Raw genomic sequence first — 17,837 nt, forward strand, 5'->3', positions numbered from 1 at the left:
GCACGTCAGATTGCCCACCAGACCGCGGATTCGGCCGGGAGCAGGACGCCCGCCGTGCCGAACTCGACGGCGCCGCTGGTGAGCAGCGGCCTTCCCGGAAGCGGGAGTTGGACCGCGTGGTCCAGGGTGTTGAGGGTGCACGCGAACCCGGGCCGGGCGAAGGCGAGCACCCCCTCGGGCGCCGGGAGCCAGTCCATCGTGCCGTCGCCCAGGCCCGGCAGCTCGCGGCGCAGGGCGAGCGCCGCGCGGTAGAGCTCCAGGGTCGAGTGCGGGTCGCCCGACTGGGAGGCGACGCTGAGCCCGCGCCAGGAGTCGGGCTGCGGCAGCCAGGGCGCCGCGTCGCCGAACCCCAGGCTCGGGCCGTCCGCGGTCCACGGGATCGGCACGCGGCAGCCGTCGCGGAAGCCGTCCTGGCCCGCGGCGCGGTGGAAGGCCGGGTCCTGGCGCAGCTCGTCGGGCAGGTCGGTGACCTCGGGCAGGCCCAGCTCCTCGCCCTGGTAGAGATAGGCGGAGCCGGGCAGGGCCAGGGTGAACAGGGTCGCGGCGCGGGCCCGGCGCAGGCCCTGCTCGCCGCCGCCGTAGCGGGTCACATGGCGTACGACGTCGTGGTTGGAGAGCACCCAGGTGGTGGGGGCGCCGACCGCGGCCGTCGCGGCGAGCGAGGCGTCGACCGTCGAGCGCATCCGCGCCGCGTCCCAATCGCACGTCAGGAACTGGAAGTTGAAGGCCTGGTGCAGTTCGTCGGGGCGTACGTACAGGGCGAGGCGCTCGGGGGAGGGGGCCCAGGCCTCGGCGACCGCGATGCGCTCGCCGTCGTAGCCGTCAAGCAGCTCGCGCCAGGCCCGGTGGATCTCGTGCACGCCGTCCTGGTCGAAGAAGGGGAGCACCTGGGCCCCGATGAGCCTGGCCTGCTCGCTCGCGCCGATGTCGGGCAGGCCCGCGGCCTTGACCATGCCGTGGGCCACGTCGATGCGGAAGCCGTCGACGCCGAGGTCCAGCCAGAAGCGGAGCACGGAGTCGAACTCGGCGCGCACCTCCGGAGGGTCCCAGTTGAGGTCGGGCTGCTCGGGGGCGAACAGGTGCAGGTACCAGTCTCCCCCAGCCTCCGGCTGGGAGGTGCCCCCATCGCCTGACGGCGCCGGGACGCGGGTCCAGGCGGGGCCGCCGAACACCGACTCCCAGTCGTTGGGCGGGAGTTGGCCGTGCTCGCCCTTTCCGGGGCGGAAGTGGTAGCGCTCGCGCTCGGGGCCGCCGGCCAGCGCCGCGCGGAACCAGGGGTGCTGGTCGGAGGTGTGGTTGGGGACGATGTCGACGATGACGCGCAGGCCGAGCCGGTGGGCCTCGCGCACCAGGTCGTCCGCGTCGGACAGGGAGCCGAAGAGCGGGTCCACCGTCCGGTAGTCGGCCACGTCGTAGCCGCCGTCGGCCTGCGGGGACGCGTAGAAGGGGGTGAGCCAGACCGCGTCGGCCCCCAGGTCCTTGAGATGGGGGAGCCGGGCCCGGATGCCGGGCAGGTCGCCGATGCCGTCTCCGTCGCCGTCCGCGAAGGAGCGGACGTACACCTGGTAGATCACCGCGTCGCGCCACCAGCCGGTCCGGGGGCCGGGGCGGGCGTGGGTGACGGCGGCGGTCGTCAGCTCCTGCGTCATGTGTGGTCCCCTCTCGAAACCCTGTGTCCACCCGATCAACGCCGATGGCCCTCGAAAGTAACAGTCCTGCAAGGTCTTGCGGAAGTCTTGCAGGGCCCCCGCAGGCGCATATGGACCAGCCGTACCGGCTTTGACAAGGTGCACAACGGCAACCGTGCGGACACGCTGACGTAACGATCAGCGGGCCTTGCAGAAATTCTTCGCAAGGTCTTTCGGACTCCTTTCATCCTTGTTACGTTCCTGGCGATCCGGCGCCGTGATGGAGCGGCACCCAGTGAAGGAGTTCTCATGCGACGTGGCATAGCGGCCACCGCGCTCGCGGCGACCCTGGCGCTCGCGGCGACGGCCTGCGGTGGCAGCGACAGTGACGGCGGCAAGGCGGACGGCCCCGTCACCATCACCTGGTGGGACACCTCGAACGCCACGAACGAGGCGCCGACCTACCAGGCGCTGGTCACGGAGTTCGAGAAGGCGAACCCGACGATCAAGGTGAAGTACGTCAACGTCCCCTTCGACCAGGCGCAGAACAAGTTCGACACCGCCGCCGGCGCCAAGGGTGCCCCGGACGTGCTGCGCGCCGAGGTCGGCTGGACGCCCGCGTTCGCGAAGAAGGGCTACTTCCTGCCGCTCGACGGCACCGACGCCCTCACCGACCAGGCCAAGTTCCGGCCCAACCTGATCAAGCAGGCCCAGTTCCAGGGCAAGACCTACGGCGTCCCGCTGGTCACCGACACCCTCGCCCTCGTCTACAACAAGGCCCTGTTCGCCAAGGCCGGGATCACCAAGGCCCCCGCCACCTGGGACGAGCTGAAGGCGGACGCCGCGCTCGTCAAGGAGAAGGCCGGCGTCGACGGCTACTGGGGCTCCACCGCCGGGTACTACGCGCAGCCCTTCCTGTACGGCGAGGGCACCGACACCGTGGACGCGGCCGCCAAGAAGGTCACCATCGCCAGTGCCCCCGCGGTCAAGGGACTCGAGACCTGGAAGAGCCTGTTCGACGGCCCGGGCCTGCACAAGGCGGACGTCACCGCCGACGCGTACGCCCACATCCAGGACGCCTTCGTGAACGGCAAGGTCGCCGCGATCATCCAGGGCCCGTGGGAGATCACCAACTTCTACAAGGGCTCCGCGTTCAAGGACAAGGCCAACCTCGGCATCGCCACCGTCCCGGCCGGGTCCACCGGCAAGGCGGGCGCCCCGACCGGCGGCCACAACCTGTCCGTGTACGCGGGTTCCGACAAGGCGCACGCCGCGGCCGCGATGAAGTTCGTCAGCTTCATGAGCTCGGCCAAGAGCCAGGAGACCATCGCGCTGAAGAACTCCACGCTGCCCACCCGTGAGGACGCCTTCACCGCGCAGGTCAAGGCCGACCCGGGCATCGCCGGCTACCAGGGCGTCCTCGCCGCCGCCCAGCCGCGGCCCGAGCTGCCCGAGTACAGCTCGCTGTGGACCCCGATGGACACCACCCTGCCGAAGGTCGCCGACGGCAAGGAGTCCGTGGCCGACGCCACCGGGAGCCTCCAGCAGGACATGGCCAAGCTGGTCCCCGACTTCACCAAGTGAGCCCCGCCGCCGGGCCGTTCCCCCCGGGGGACGGCCCGGCGGTACGCACGTCCGCCGAACCCCCCGGAAAAGGTGTCGAGATGACCGTTGCCGTCGATGGCGCGGCCCCCACGAACGCGTCCACGGCGCGCAGGGGGCCGCTGGAGCGCCTCAGGCAGTCCTGGCAGAAGCACTGGTACGCGTACGCGATGGTCGCGCCGATCGTCGTGGTGCTCGGCGTCCTGGTGCTCTATCCGCTCGTCCAGGGCGTCTACTACACGCTCACCGACGCCAACAGCCTCAACTCGGCGCGCACCATCGGCGCCAACCACATCGACGCGACCTACGAGTTCGTCGGGCTGCACAACTACGCGGACGTCCTGTGGGGGCCGACCGCCTGGGACCGGTTCTGGTCGCACTTCCTCTGGACCGTGGTGTGGACCGTGGCCTGTGTGACCCTGCACTACGTCATCGGTCTCGCGCTCGCCCTGCTGCTCAACCAGAAGCTGCGCGGCCGCACCTTCTACCGGATGATGCTGATCCTGCCCTGGGCGGTCCCCACGTTCGTCACCGTCTTCTCCTGGCGGCTGATGCTCAGCGACTCCGGCATCGTCAACACCGCGCTCGGCACGCTCCACCTGCCGCAGCCCCAGTGGCTGGAGGAGCCGCACTTCCAGCAGCTCGCCGCGATCCTCGTCAACACCTGGGTCGGCGTGCCCTTCATGATGGTGTCGCTGCTCGGCGGGCTCCAGTCGATCTCCGCCGACCTGTACGAGGCCGCCGAGATGGACGGCGCGAGCGCCTGGCAGCGCTTCCGCCACGTCACCCTGCCGGGGCTGCGCCCGGTCAGCGCCACGGTCGTGCTGCTCGGCATCATCTGGACGTTCAACCAGTTCGTGATCATCTTCCTGCTGTTCGGCAACGGCGGCGCCCCCGACGCCCAGATCCTCGTCACCTGGGCCTACCGGCTCGGCTTCGGACAGCAGCCCCGCGACTTCGCGCAGTCCGCCACCTACGGCGTGCTGCTGCTCTCCATCCTGATCGTCTTCTCCTCCTTCTACCGTCGCTGGCTGGCCCGCAATGAACAGGTCTGATGCCCCCATGGCTACCAAGGTCGTTTCCCGGGACCAGGGCCGGCGCCGCACCGCCGTCCTGTCGCACCTGGCGCTGAGCGTCGCCAGCCTCGTCGCCCTGTTCCCCATCGCGTGGCTGGTCTTCATCTCGCTCGGCCCGGACAAGGACGACTACCTGCACCCCGGGCGCATCTGGTCGAAGATCACCTTCTCCAACTACGCGTTCGTCACCGAGCACACCAAGTTCTTCACCTGGCTCGGCAACACCGCCCTGATCGCCCTGCTGACCTGCGTGATCGGCGTGATGTTCGCGGCGACCACCGGCTACGCGGTCTCCCGGATGCGCTTCCCCGGCTACCGCAAGCTGATGTGGGTGCTGCTCGTCACCCAGATGTTCCCGATCGCCGTGCTGATCGTGCCGATGTACCAGATCCTCGGCGACCTCGGCCTCATCGACACCTACGGCGGCCTGATCCTGGTGTACTGCTCCACCGCGGTGCCGTACTGCGCCTGGATGCTCAAGGGGTACTTCGACTCCATCCCCGTCGAGATCGACGAGGCGGGCCGGGTCGACGGACTCACCCCGTTCGGCACCTTCTTCCGCCTCATCCTGCCGCTCGCCCGGCCGGGCCTGGCGGTCGCCGCCTTCTACACCTGCCTCACCGCGTGGGGCGAGGTGGCGTTCGCCTCCACCTTCATGCTCGACGACAGCAAGTACACCCTCGCCGTGGGCCTGTCCAGCTTCGTCAGCCAGCACGACGCCCAGTGGAACTACATGGCCGCCACCGCCGTACTCATCGCCATCCCCGTCTCCGCCGTGTTCTACCTGGTGCAGAAGCACCTGGTCACCGGCATGACAGCGGGCGCCACCAAGGGCTGAGCCGGGCCACCGCCCGGCTCCAGCACAGCAAAGGCTCGGGGGTTGACCGCCCCCAGACCCCTAAGGACGACATGACCCAGCACTTCACCGCCCCCGACCGCCTGACCGGGAAGACCGGCACACAGTGGTGGCGGGACGCCGTGATCTACCAGGTCTATCCGCGCAGCTTCGCCGACGGGAACGGCGACGGCATGGGCGACCTCGCAGGCGTGCGGAGCCGGCTGCCGTACCTGCGCGACCTCGGCGTGGACGCCGTCTGGCTCTCGCCGTTCTACGCCTCCCCGCAGGCCGACGCCGGCTACGACGTCGCCGACTACCGGGCCATCGACCCGATGTTCGGCACCCTGCTCGACGCGGACGCGCTGATCCGCGACGCGCACGAGCTGGGCCTGAGGATCATCATCGACCTCGTCCCCAACCACTCCTCCGACCAGCACGAGTGGTTCAAGCGCGCCCTGAAGGAGGGCCCGGGCTCGCCCCTGCGGGCCCGCTACCACTTCCGCCCCGGCAAGGGCGAGAACGGTGAACTGCCGCCCAACGACTGGGAGTCCATCTTCGGCGGGCCCGCCTGGACCCGCGTCCCGGCGCCGTCAGGCGATGGGGGCACCTCCCAGCCGGAGGCTGGGGGAGACTGGTACCTGCACCTGTTCGCCCCCGAGCAGCCCGACCTGAACTGGGACCACCCGGCCGTCGCCGACGAGTTCCGCTCCATCCTGCGCTTCTGGCTCGACATGGGCGTGGACGGCTTCCGCATCGACGTCGCCCACGGCCTCGTCAAGGCGCCCGGCCTGCCCGACATCGGCGGCCACGACCAGCTCAGGCTGCTCGGCCACGACGTCATGCCGTTCTTCGACCAGGACGGCGTGCACGAGATCTACCGCTCCTGGCGGACCATCCTCGACGAGTACGACGGCGAGCGCATCGCCGTCGCCGAGGCGTGGACCCCCACGGTCGAGCGGACCGCGAACTACGTACGCCCCGACGAACTCCACCAGGCCTTCAACTTCCAGTACCTGGGCGCCCCTTGGGACGCGGCGGCGCTGCGCGAGGTCATCGACGCCTCGCTCGCCGCGATGCGCCCGGTCGGCGCCCCGGCCACCTGGGTCCTGTCCAACCACGACGTCACCCGGCACGCCACCCGCTTCGCCAACCCGCAGGGCCTGGGCACCCAGCTGCGCACCCCGGGCGACCGCGAGCTCGGCCTGCGCCGGGCCAGGGCCGCCACCCTCCTGATGCTGGCCCTGCCCGGCTCGGCGTACGTCTACCAGGGGGAGGAACTGGGTCTGCCCGACGTCACCGACCTGCCCGACGAGGTGCGCCAGGACCCGTCGTTCTTCCGCGCCGCGGGCCAGGACGGCTTCCGCGACGGCTGCCGTGTGCCGATCCCGTGGACCGTCGAGGGCAGCTCGTACGGGTTCGGCAGCGGCGGCAGCTGGCTTCCGCAGCCGGACTCCTGGGCCGGGCTCAGCGTCGAGGCCCAGACCGGCGTCGCCGACTCCACCCTGGAGCTCTACCGCCGGGCCATCGCGGCCCGCCGCGCCCACCCCGGTCTCGGCGCCGGGGACGACGTGCAGTGGCTGGAGGGGCCCGAGGGCGTGCTCGCCTTCGCCCGGGACGGCTTCGTGTGCACGGTCAACCTGACGGGCCGGGCGGTGCGCCTCGCCACGCCCGGCCGCGTCATCCTGGCGAGCGCCCAACTCGCCGTGGACGGCGAGGAGTTCGAGCTCCCCGGCGACACGACGGTGTGGTGGACGGTGTGAGCCAGGCCGCGCAGCCGGCCGGGCCGCGCCTCGCGGACATAGCGGCCCAGGCCGCCGTCAGCGAGGCCACCGTCAGCCGGGTGCTCAACGGCAGGCCGGGGGTCGCCGACCCCACCCGCCAGCGCGTACTCGCGGCCCTCGACGTGCTCGGCTGGGAACGCCCGGCCCGGCTGCGCCGGCGCAGCGAGGGGCTGATCGGCCTGGTCACCCCGGAGCTGACCAATCCCATCTTCCCCGCCTTCGCGCAGGCGGTGGAGCAGGTCCTCGCGGGTCACGGCTACACCCCGGTGCTCTGCACCCAACTGCCGGGCGGGGCGACGGAGGACGAGCTCGTCGAGCAGCTGGAGGAGCGCGGTGTGAACGGCATCGTGTTCCTGTCCGGGCTGCACGCCGACACCTCCACCGACCCGGCCCGCTATCGGGGGCTGGCCGAACGGGGTGTTCCGTACGTGCTGGTCAACGGGTACAACGAGCAGGTCCGCGGGCCCTTCGTCTCGCTCGACGACCATGCGGCGACCCGGATGGCGGTGGGGCACCTGGCCGACCTCGGGCACACCCGGATCGGACTCGCGGTCGGACCGCTGCGCTACTCGCCCTCCCGCCGCAAGACCGAGGGGTTCACGGCCGCGCTTGGGGAGCGGCTCGGCCTGCGCGCACCGGAGGCGGCGGCCCGCATCAGGCCCACCCTCTACAGCGTGGAGGGCGGACAGGTCGCCGCGGGCGCGCTGCTCGACCAGGGCTGCACGGGGATCGTCTGCGGCAGCGACATGATGGCGCTCGGCGTGGTGCGCGCCGCGCGCGAGCGCGGCCTCCACGTGCCGGGCGACATCTCGGTGGTGGGCTTCGACGACTCCCAGCTCATCGCCTTCACCGATCCGCCCCTGACCACCGTGCGCCAGCCGGTGCAGGCGATGGCGGCGGCCGCCGTCGCGGCCCTCCTGGAGGAGATCGGGGGCACTCCCGTGCAGCGCACGGAGTTCGTCTTCCAGCCGGAGCTGGTGGTCCGCGGGTCCACGGCGCGGGCTGGGCAGCACCCGTCCGCCGGGTGAGGAACGGGTTTCCGGGGCCCGGCCCCCGGAAACCCGGCCGCGGTCAGAACGGCTTGGTGGGGAGGTACTTGCCGTCCAGGGTGATCACGGCGCGCTCGCCGCCCTCGGGGTCGGCGACCTTCCGCACGTCCAGCCGGAAGTTGATCGCGCTGATGATGCCGTCCCCGAACTGCTCGTGCACCAGGGCCTTCAGGGTGGTGCCGTACACCTGGAGCATCTCGTAGAAGCGGTAGATCGTCGGGTCGGTGGGGACGCCGCCCGGGATCGAGCCGCGGCTCGGGACGGTGGTCAGGAGCAGTGCGGCGTCGTCGTCGAGACCGAGCAGGGCGGCGACCGCCCGCGCGGACTCGGCGGGCAGCGGGTGCTGGCCGAGCACGGCCGCGGTGACGAAGGCGACCGAGAGGCCGGCCGCGTCGGCGATCTGCTGCCACGACAGGTCCTTGCGGACCTTCGCCTCGACGGCGGTGGCGGCGAGGGCCTGGCGGGCGGTGGGGTCGAACTGGGCGTGGATCACGGTAACTCCTCGGGGGTGTGGGCGGGTTGGGACCTGAGCCAGGGGTCAGGCGCGGGCGCGGGGGCGCGTCGTGTCGAGTACCTCGACCGCGCCGGTCGGGATGTCGTAGACCCAGCCGTGCAGCGTGAGCCGGTCCTCGGCCAGGGCGCGGGCCACCGAGGGGTGCGTCGCGAGGTTCGCGAGCTGGGCCAGGACGTTGCCGCGTACGAGGGCGTCCAGCTCCGCGGAGTCCGCGTGGGCCGGGGCCGCGTCCGCGTGCCGCAGCCAGTCGGCGATCGCGGGCATGCCGGTGAGGTCGTGGCGCTCGGCGAGCGCGGTCATGGCGCCGCAGGCGGAGTGGCCGCAGACCACGAGGTCGCGGACGCCGAGCACCGCCACGGCGTACTCGACGCCGGCCGCGACGCCGTCCGGGCCCGGGGTGTGGGCGGGCACCAGATTCCCGGCCGTACGGATGACGAACAGCTCGCCCGGCTCGCTCTGGGTGATCAGCTCGGGCACCACCCGGGCGTCGGAGCAGCCGATGAACAGCGTCGTCGGACGGTGGGTGGCGGCGAGGTGGGCGAAGAGCTCCGCCTTGGCGGGGAAGACGCCGCGCTGGAAACGCGCGACGCCCTCGGCGAGGTCTTGCATGGTCACTCCCTTCGATGGTGGCCGGCCCCGAGGGGCTGACGAAAACCACCCTGCATGAGCTGCACCTATAGAGTCCAAGACGTACTTTCGATATCTGCTATTGGCCCCATCTATAGTTGGACGTATGGCCCCGGAACTGCGTCATCTGCGCTATCTGCTCGCCGTCGCCGAGCAGGGCAACTTCACCCGCGCCGCCGAAGAGCTGCGGATCTCCCAGCCCACCCTGTCCCAGCAGATCAAGCAGTTGGAGCGGACGGTGGGCGTCCAGCTCCTGGACCGCACCGGCCGGGCGGTGCGGCTCACCGACGCGGGCGAGACCTACGCCCACTACGCGCGGCGCGCCCTGCGGGACCTGGCCGCCGCCGAGCGGGCCGTCCTGGACGTCGCCGACCTCTCGCGCGGCACCCTGCGCCTCGCGGTGACCCCCACCTTCACCGCGTACCTGGTCGGTCCCCTCGTCGCCGAACTGCACACCCGCCACCCCGGAATCACTCTGGAAGTACGGGAGTTGGCGCAGGACCGGATCGAGGCGGCGCTGCTCGCCGACGAGCTCGACCTCGGCATCGCCTTCGCCGGGCCGCACCTGCCGGGCATCGCCGCGACGGCCCTGTTCACCGAGACCCTCGGCCTCGTGGTCGCGGCCCCGGCCGCGCGAGCCGCCGCCCTCACCGTGCGTGAGCTGGGCGAGCGTCAACTGGCGCTGCTGAGCGGCGACTTCGCGACCCGGGGGCACATCGACGCCTACCTCGGACGGCATCGCGTCACCCCCCGCATCACCGTCGAGGCCAACTCGCTCCAGGCGCTCACCGAGATCGTCCAGCGCACGCCGCTGGCCACCGTGCTGCCCGACGCCGTCGCGCACGAGCACCCGCGGCTCGCACCCGTCGCGCTCGATCCGCCGCTGCCCGCCCGCACGGTCGTCCTGCTCCGGCGCGAGAGCGCCTATCGCAGCGCCGCGGCCCGGGAGTTCACCCGGCTCGCCCTGGACCTCGTCCGCGCCCGCGGATACGCCCCCGCCTGAATCCCGGTCGCGCCGCGCTCACCGACGGCGCAATTCCTTGCAGGGGGGCCATCCGGCGTCCCGGATTCTGCCCAACCCATTGACCTGGTCCGTGCCTCCTCCTACGGTCACCTGCTCAGAGGTGCTTTCAGTCTTGCTGCAAGAACATTCAAGCCTGGTCACCGCGAACCGGGCCGTCCGGCGTCCCTTCCGCCCCGCCGGGCGCCGGGCGGCCCCCATCCCGCACCGTCCGCATGCCGAGACCCCGTACGACCGAGGAGCACCCGGTGATCCCCCTGCGAAGAACGGCCGTCGCGCTCGCGGCCGCCCTGTGCGCCGCGCTCGTCCCCGCGCTGCCCGCCGCGGCCGCGCCGAAGCCGCCCGCGCCGCCCAGTGACGCCCGGCTCGCCGCCGAACCCGCCCGGCACGACGCGACGCGCGAGCAGTTCTACTTCGTGCTCCCGGACCGGTTCGCCAACGGGGACGCCGCCAACGACCGGGGCGGGCTGACCGGTTCGCGCCTGGAGACCGGATACGACCCCACGGACAAGGGCTTCTACCAGGGCGGCGACCTCAAGGGCCTCACCCAGAAGCTCGACTACATCAAGGGGCTCGGGACCACCGCCATCTGGCTCGCCCCGATCTTCAAGAACAAGCCCGTGCAGGGCACCGGCAAGGACGCCTCGGCCGGGTACCACGGGTACTGGATCACCGACTTCACCCAGGTCGACCCGCACTTCGGCACCAACGCCGACCTCACCCGGCTCATCGCGGGCGCCCACGCCAAGGGCATGAAGGTCTTCTTCGACGTCATCACCAACCACACCGCCGACACCGTGGACTACGCGGAGAAGCAGTACGGCTACCGGCCCAAGGGCGCCTACCCCTACCTCGACACCAGCGGCCGCCCCTTCGACGACCGGGCGGGCATGCGGAAGGTCGACGCGAACTCCTTCCCCTACACCCCCGTCGTGACGGAGAAGAAGGTCCCGGCCTGGCTGAACGACCCCACGATGTACCACAACCGGGGCGATTCGACCTTCGCCGGGGAGAGCGCCGAGTACGGGGACTTCTCCGGGCTCGACGACCTGTGGACCGAACGGCCCGAGGTCGTCAGCGGCATGGAGCGGATCTACGAGAAGTGGGTCCGCGACTTCGCCGTGGACGGCTTCCGCATCGACACCGTCAAGAACGTCAACCTCGACTTCTGGACCCAGTGGGCGACCGCGCTCGACGCGTACGCGAAGAAGCGGGGGCGGCCGGACTTCTTCATGTTCGGCGAGACCTACTCCGCCGACCCGGCCGTCACCTCCCCGTACGTCACCCGGGGCCGCCTGGACGCGACCCTCGACTTCCCCTTCCAGGACGCGGCCCGCCAGTACGCCTCCCAGGGCGCGCCCGCCGCCCGGCTCGCCGCGCTCTTCGCCGACGACTACCGCTACACCACCGACAAGGCCAACGCCTACGAGCAGGTCACCTTCCTCGGCAACCACGACATGGGCCGCATCGGCACCTTCCTCAAGCAGGACCACCCCGGGGCGAGCGACGCCGAACTGCTCCGGCGCGACCGGCTCGCCAACGAGCTGATGTTCTTCAGCCGGGGCAACCCGGTGGTCTACTACGGCGACGAGCAGGGCTTCACCGGCGCGGGCGGCGACAAGGACGCGCGCCAGACGATGTTCGCCTCGAAGGTCCCCGACTACCTGGCCGACGACGAGCTGGGCACCGACCGCACCCACGCCTCGGACGCCTACGACCCCACCCATCCGCTCTACCGCGCCATAGCCGACCTCTCCCGCCTCACCCGCGCCAACCCGGCGCTGCGCGACGGCGTCCAGACCGAGCGCTACGCCAAGGACTCCGTGTACGCCTTCTCGCGTACGGACGCCACGACGCGCACCGAGTACGTGGTGGCCGTGAACAACGCCGGCGAGCCGAAGACGGTCTCCGTGCCCACCGGCTCGCCGGACGCCGGCTTCGCGGTCCTGTACGGAGGTTCGGGCACGGTGCGCTCCGGCGCGGACGCCACCGTCGAGGTGACCGTGCCCGCCCTGTCCTCGCTGGTCCTGAAGGCCGCCGCCCCGCTGCCCGCGCCCGCCGCGAAGCCGTCGATCACCCTGAAGGCCCCCGCCCCGGGCGCCACCGGGACCGTCGAACTCTCCGCGGACGTCAGCGGAGGACAGCTCGACCGGGTCGTGTTCGCCGCCCAGAGCGGCAACGGGACGTGGCGGACTCTCGGCTCCGCCGACCACGCCCCCTACAAGGTCACCCAGTACCTGGACCTGGCCGCCAAAACTCCCGTGCGCTACAAGGCGGTTGTGGTCGACAGCACCGGACGCACCGCGAGCGCGCTCGCCTCCACCACGGCGGGGCAGACGCCCGCGCCCGCCAGGCCGACCGCCGTCGAACGGGACTACGCGGTCGTGCACTACCGGCGCCCCGGCGGCGACTACGACGGCTGGCGGCTGGCGGCCGAGGGGCAGAGCGCGCCCTTCACCGGGCGCGACGCCTACGGCGCCTTCGCCTGGGTCAAGGTCCCCCAGGGTGCCGGGTCGATCGCGTACACCGTGGCCAAGGACGGCAGCGCCGACGGGCCGCAGCGCACCGTCGACCTCGGCAGGACCGGCGAGGTGTGGATCGCGCAGGGCAAGGACGCGCAGGCCGACCAGGCCCCGGCGGGCGCGTACCCGCCGCAGGACAAGTCCAAGGTGGTCCTGCACTACTCCCGGCCCGACGGCGACTACGACGGCTGGGGCCTGCACACGTGGACCGGCGCCGCCTCGTCCACCGACTGGTCCAAGCCCCTGATGCCGACCGGCCGCGACGCGTACGGGGTGACCTTCGAGGTGCCGCTCGCCCAGGGCGCGACCTCGCTCAGCTACATCCTGCACAAGGGCGACCAGAAGGACCTGCCCGCCGACCAGTCCCTCGACCTCGCCACCTACGGCAACGAGGTGTGGCTGCTCGCCGCACAGCCCAAGTACCTGCTCCCGCAGACCGGTTCGGGCGCCTCGCTCGACCTCGCCAAGTCCGAGGCACAGTGGATCGACCGGGACACGGTCGTCTGGAAGGTCAAGGCGACCGGCGCCACCAGCCAGCAGCTGGTGTACGCGCCCGGGGGCGGCCTGTCCGTCAAGGACGGCGCGCTCTCGGACGAGGGGCAGTGGCTGCGGCTCACGCCGTCGGCGCTGAGCGACGCGCAGAAGGCCAAGTACCCGCACCTGAAGGACTATCCGGCGTTCACCGTGGACGCCCGTGACCGCTCCCGCGTCCGCGAATCCCTCACCGGGCAGGTCATCGCCACCCAGCGCGCCGCCAACGGAGCGCTGCTCGCCGCGACCGGTGTGCAGACCCAGGGCATCCTCGACGACCTGTACAGCGCGGCGGCCGTCAAGGCCTCGCTCGGCCCGGTCTTCGACCACGGCCGCCCCACCCTCTCCCTGTGGGCGCCGACCGCCCAGCGGGTCCGTCTCGAACTCGACGGCCGCACCGTCGCGATGCGGCGCGACAGCGCCTCCGGCGTCTGGTCGGTGACCGGACCCGCGTCCTGGTCGGGCAAGCCGTACCGGTACGCGGTGACGGTGTGGGCGCCGAGCGTCCAGCGCGTGGTCACCAACCTGGTCACCGACCCGTACTCGACCGCCCTCACCACCGACTCGGCCCGCAGCCTGGTGGTGGACCTCGCCGATCCGAAGCTGGCGCCCAATGGCTGGGCCACCCTGAAGAAGCCGGCCGCCGTGCCGCTGCGGGACGCGCGGATCCAGGAGCTGCACATCCGCGACTTCTCCATCGCGGACCCCACCTCGCACCACCCCGGTCAGTACCTGGCCTTCACCGACACCAGGTCGGACGGCATGCGGCACCTCGCCCGGCTGGCGAAGGCCGGCACCTCCTACGTCCATCTGCTGCCCGCCTTCGACATCGCCGGAATCCCGGAGAAGAGGTCCGAACAGTCCGTGCCCGCCTGCGACTTGAAGGTGTACGCGCCGGACTCCGAGGAGCAGCAGGCCTGCGTCGCCAGGACGGCCGCGAAGGACGCGTACAACTGGGGCTACGACCCGCTGCACTACACCGTGCCCGAGGGCTCCTACGCCAGTGACCCCGACGGCACCCGCCGCACGGTCGAGTTCCGGCAGATGGTGCAAGGGCTCAACGCCACCGGGCTGCGCACCGTCATGGACGTCGTCTACAACCACACCGCGGCCGCCGGGCAGGCCGATCACTCGGTGCTCGACAAGATCGTGCCGGGCTACTACCAGCGGCTGCTCGCCGACGGCAGCGTCGCCAGCTCCACCTGCTGTGCCAACACCGCGCCCGAGAACGCCATGATGGGCAAGCTCGTCGTCGACTCGGTGGTCACCTGGGCCAAGCAGTACAAGGTCGACGGCTTCCGCTTCGACCTGATGGGCCACCACCCCAAGGCCAACATCCTCGCGGTGCGCCAGGCGCTGGACGCCCTGACCCCCGCCAAGGACGGCGTGGACGGCAAGAAGATCATCATGTACGGCGAGGGCTGGAACTTCGGCGAGGTCGCAGACGACGCCCGCTTCGTGCAGGCCACCCAGAAGAACATGGCGGGCACCGGCGTCGCCACGTTCTCCGACCGGGCCCGCGACGCGGTGCGCGGCGGCAGCCCCTTCGACGCCGACCCGGGTGTGCAGGGCTTCGCCTCCGGCCTCTACACCGACCCCAACTCCTCGCAGGCCAACGGCACGTCGGCCGAGCAGAAGGCACGCCTGCTGCACTACCAGGACCTCCTCAAGGTGGGCCTGACCGGCAACCTCGCCGCCTACACCTTCACCGACAGCGCGGGCCGCACGGTCAAGGGCTCCGAGGTCGACTACAACGGCGCCCCGGCGGGGTACGCGGCCGCCCCCGGTGACGCGGTCGCCTACGCGGACGCCCACGACAACGAGTCGCTCTACGACGCGCTCGCCTACAAGCTGCCCGCGGGCACCTCGGCCGCCGACCGGTCCCGCATGCAGGTCCTGGCGCTGGCGACCGCCGCCCTGTCGCAGGGCCCGGCCCTCTCCCAGGCCGGGAGCGACCTGCTGCGCTCGAAGTCGCTCGACCGCAACTCGTTCGACAGCGGCGACTGGTTCAACGCGCTGCACTGGGACTGCCGATCGGGCAACGGGTTCGGCCGCGGGCTGCCCATGGCCGCCGACAACCGGGCCAAGTGGCCCTTCGCCAAGCCCCTGTTGACGAACCCGTCGCTCACCCCGGGCTGCGCCGAGATCAACGGGACCTCGGCCGCCTACCAGGACCTGCTCGCGATCCGGGGCAGTGAGAGCGCGTTCGGTCTCGCCACGGCCGGTCAGGTCCAGTCGGCGCTCTCGTTCCCGCTGTCCGGCCCCGCCGAGACGCCGGGTGTGATCACCATGCGGCTCGGCCCGCTCGTCGTCGTCTTCAACGCCACCCCGCAGGCGCGGACCCAGCGCGTCCCCGCCCTCGCGGGCACCGCGTTCGCCCTGCACCCCCGGCAGGCGGCCGGGGCTGACCCGGTGGTCAAAACGGCCGCCTACGACCAGGGTTCGGGGAGCTTCACCGTCCCGGCCCGTACCGTTGCGGTCTTCAAACAGCACTGAACCGATCATTCCAGGTCGCGCGACGAGCGATTCCGGTTGTTCCCCGCCTCGGGTTCCGTCATGGGCCGCACTGTGGTCCAGACTGTGCCCGTGGTGGGGAATCTTCCTGCGGAGAGCACGAGTTTCATCGGCCGGTCGGCCGAACTGACCAGCCTGGACGGCCTCCTCGAACGGCATCGGCTCGTCACCGTCACGGGGCCGGGAGGTGTCGGAAAATCCCGGCTCGCCCTGCGGGCCGCCCGGCGGATCGAGCACCGCTACCCCGACGGGGTCTGGTGGGTTGAGCTGTCGCCGCTGCGGGACCGCACCCTGCTCGCCGCCACCGTCGCCGACGCGTTCGGCGTCACCGACCAGAGCCTGCGCACCGCCTGCGAGGCCCTGTGCTCCTGGCTCACCGACAAACGCCCGCTCCTGGTGCTCGACACCTGCGAGCACCTCATCAGCGCCTGCGGCCACCTCATCGGGGAGCTGCTCCAGACCTCGCCCGGGCTCACCGTGCTCGCCACCAGCCGCCAGCGCCTGGGCAGGCCGCAGGAACGTGTCTTCCCCCTGGAGCCGCTGCCCGTCTCCGGCGAGGCGCTGGCCCTCTTCAAGGAGCGCGCCACCGAAGCCGTGCCCCACCTCAGCTTCGACGACCCGGCCCGCGCCGCCGCGGCCGCCGACGTCTGCCGACGCCTCGACGGCATCCCGCTCGCCGTCGAACTCGCGGGCGCCCGGCTCCGGTTGTGGTCGGTGGAACAGCTCGCCGTCCGGCTCGGCTCCCGCTTCGATGTGCTCGCCGACACCAGGGTCGCGGCGCTGCCCCGCCACCAGACCATGCGCACCGCGATCGGCTGGAGCCACGAGCTGTGCGAACCCCTGGAGCGACTCCTGTGGGCCCGGCTCTCCGTGTTCGCGGGCGACTTCGACCTCACCGCCGCCCAGGACATCGGGGCGGGCGGCCCCCTCCCCGCCTGCGGGGTGGAGCAGGTCCTGGCCGCCCTCATCGACAAGTCCGTCGTCCGCACCCGGCTCGCGGGCTCCGGCCGGTTCGGCCACCGCATGCTGGACACCATCCGCGAGTACGGCCTGCGCTGGCTCGACGAACTCGGCGAGAGTCAGGAGGTCGCCGACCGGCACGCCCACCGCTTCCGCGCCATCGCCCACGAGGCCGACGCCGCCTGGCTCGGCCCGGCCCAACTCGACTGGTACGTGCGCCTGGAGGCCGAGCACGCCGACCTGCGCACCGCCCTCGAGCACCTCCTGGCCACCGACCCCGAGGCCGCCCTCGACATGGCGGGCGCGCTCTGGTTCGTCTGGGTCTGCTGCGGGCGGCTGCGCGAGGGCCGCGCCTACCTCCAGCGCGCCCTGGACGGCTGTCCCGGCCCCGGGCCCCACCGGGCCGCCGCGGTGTGGGCGCTCGGCGTGTGCGCGCTCCTCCAGGGCGACCTCGTCATGGCGCAACGCCTGGGCGAGGAGTGCTCCCGCGCCGCCACCGCCCCCGAACAGCGGCTGCGCGGGGCCTACCTGTACGGCGCCAGTGTCCTGATGCCCGGCGACCCCGGGCGGGCCCTCGCCATCCTCGACCCGGCGCTCGCGCAGGACACCGGCTTCTCGGCAGGCCGCATCCTGTGCACGCTCGCCCGTATCTACGCCCTCAGCAACCTGGGCCGCTACACCGAGGCGGCCGCCGAGGCCGTCCAGCTGCGCGACCAGTGCGCGGCGCGCGGTGAACGCTGGATGCGGGCATACGCCGACTACGTCCTGGCCGTCAGCGCGCTCGCCCTCGACCGGCCCGCCGAGGCCGCCGCCCACGCCCGCGCCATGCTCGCCGGCAAGCGCCTCCTGCACGACAGCTTCGGCATCGCGATCGGCCTCGACCTGCTGGCCTGCGCGGTGACCTCGCAGGGCGCGGGCGAGGACGGCGCGATGCTCCTCGGCGTCGGCCAGGAGTGCTGGCGCACGGTCGGCAAGGCCCAGATGGGCGCGCCCGAGCTGACCGCTCTGCGCGAGCGGTGCGAGCGCCGGGCGCGCGCGGCACTGGGCGACGACGCGTACGACTCGGCGTTCGACCGGGGTGTGGCCGCCGGGGTGGACGGCGGCCTGACGGTGGCCCTCAAGGGTGGTTTGCCAGCCGGGAGTTGACGAAAGTGGCGTGTGACGGCACCGGCCG

Annotated in this window: 11 protein-coding genes; 8 read left to right on the plus strand and 3 right to left on the minus strand. The window is 71.9% G+C overall.

The window, feature by feature from the left end:
* Positions 1-5: 5 nt before the first annotated feature.
* On the minus strand, positions 6-1,649 hold the full coding sequence (locus DT019_RS06075; protein WP_114035588.1) for a glycoside hydrolase family 13 protein: 1,644 nt from the start codon (positions 1,647-1,649) through the stop codon (positions 6-8).
* 288 nt (positions 1,650-1,937) lie between these two features.
* Here DT019_RS06075 and DT019_RS06080 point away from each other — a divergent pair, with 288 nt between their 5' ends.
* The 5 genes from DT019_RS06080 (at position 1,938) to DT019_RS06100 (ending at position 7,953) form a co-directional block, all read left to right on the plus strand.
* Entirely contained in the window at positions 1,938-3,212 is a 1,275-nt protein-coding gene (locus DT019_RS06080) for an extracellular solute-binding protein (protein ID WP_114035589.1), read from the plus strand.
* Positions 3,213-3,292: 80 nt separating this feature from the next.
* Positions 3,293-4,285, plus strand: a complete 993-nt coding sequence (locus DT019_RS06085) for a carbohydrate ABC transporter permease (RefSeq protein WP_114035590.1) — start codon at positions 3,293-3,295, stop codon at positions 4,283-4,285.
* Positions 4,286-4,292: 7 nt separating this feature from the next.
* Entirely contained in the window at positions 4,293-5,144 is an 852-nt protein-coding gene (locus tag DT019_RS06090) for a sugar ABC transporter permease (RefSeq protein WP_223279325.1), read from the plus strand.
* A 71-nt stretch (positions 5,145-5,215) separates the two neighbouring features.
* A complete protein-coding gene (locus DT019_RS06095) occupies positions 5,216-6,904 on the plus strand; it encodes a glycoside hydrolase family 13 protein (protein WP_114035592.1) in 1,689 nt (562 codons plus the stop codon).
* Positions 6,889-7,953 (plus strand): LacI family DNA-binding transcriptional regulator, encoded by a 1,065-nt coding sequence (locus DT019_RS06100; RefSeq protein ID WP_114035593.1) that lies wholly within the window; start codon positions 6,889-6,891, stop codon positions 7,951-7,953. The genes DT019_RS06095 and DT019_RS06100 overlap by 16 nt, the downstream gene beginning before the upstream one ends.
* Before the next feature lie 43 nt (positions 7,954-7,996).
* Here the strand turns inward: DT019_RS06100 and cynS are convergent, their stop codons facing one another.
* Complete coding sequence (gene cynS / locus DT019_RS06105; RefSeq protein WP_114035594.1) at positions 7,997-8,467, minus strand: cyanase; 471 nt, start codon at positions 8,465-8,467, stop codon at positions 7,997-7,999.
* Between the two features lie 45 nt (positions 8,468-8,512).
* Positions 8,513-9,097, minus strand: a complete 585-nt coding sequence (locus DT019_RS06110; RefSeq protein WP_114035595.1) for a carbonic anhydrase — start codon at positions 9,095-9,097, stop codon at positions 8,513-8,515.
* Between the two features lie 124 nt (positions 9,098-9,221).
* On the opposite strand from DT019_RS06110, the gene cynR reads away from it, so the two are divergent.
* The 3 genes from cynR (at position 9,222) to DT019_RS06125 (ending at position 17,809) form a co-directional block, all read left to right on the plus strand.
* Complete coding sequence (gene cynR, locus DT019_RS06115; RefSeq protein ID WP_189389213.1) at positions 9,222-10,118, plus strand: transcriptional regulator CynR; 897 nt, start codon at positions 9,222-9,224, stop codon at positions 10,116-10,118.
* A gap of 233 nt (positions 10,119-10,351) precedes the next feature.
* Positions 10,352-15,685, plus strand: coding sequence for a pullulanase-type alpha-1,6-glucosidase (gene pulA / locus DT019_RS06120; RefSeq protein ID WP_114035596.1), 5,334 nt, complete (start codon positions 10,352-10,354; stop codon positions 15,683-15,685).
* A 90-nt stretch (positions 15,686-15,775) separates the two neighbouring features.
* A complete protein-coding gene (locus DT019_RS06125; RefSeq protein WP_114036037.1) occupies positions 15,776-17,809 on the plus strand; it encodes an ATP-binding protein in 2,034 nt (677 codons plus the stop codon).
* The last annotated feature ends 28 nt before the right edge of the window (positions 17,810-17,837 follow it).

The organism is Streptomyces sp. SDr-06 (assembly GCF_003324565.1).
Classification (GTDB): Bacteria; Actinomycetota; Actinomycetes; order Streptomycetales; family Streptomycetaceae; genus Streptomyces.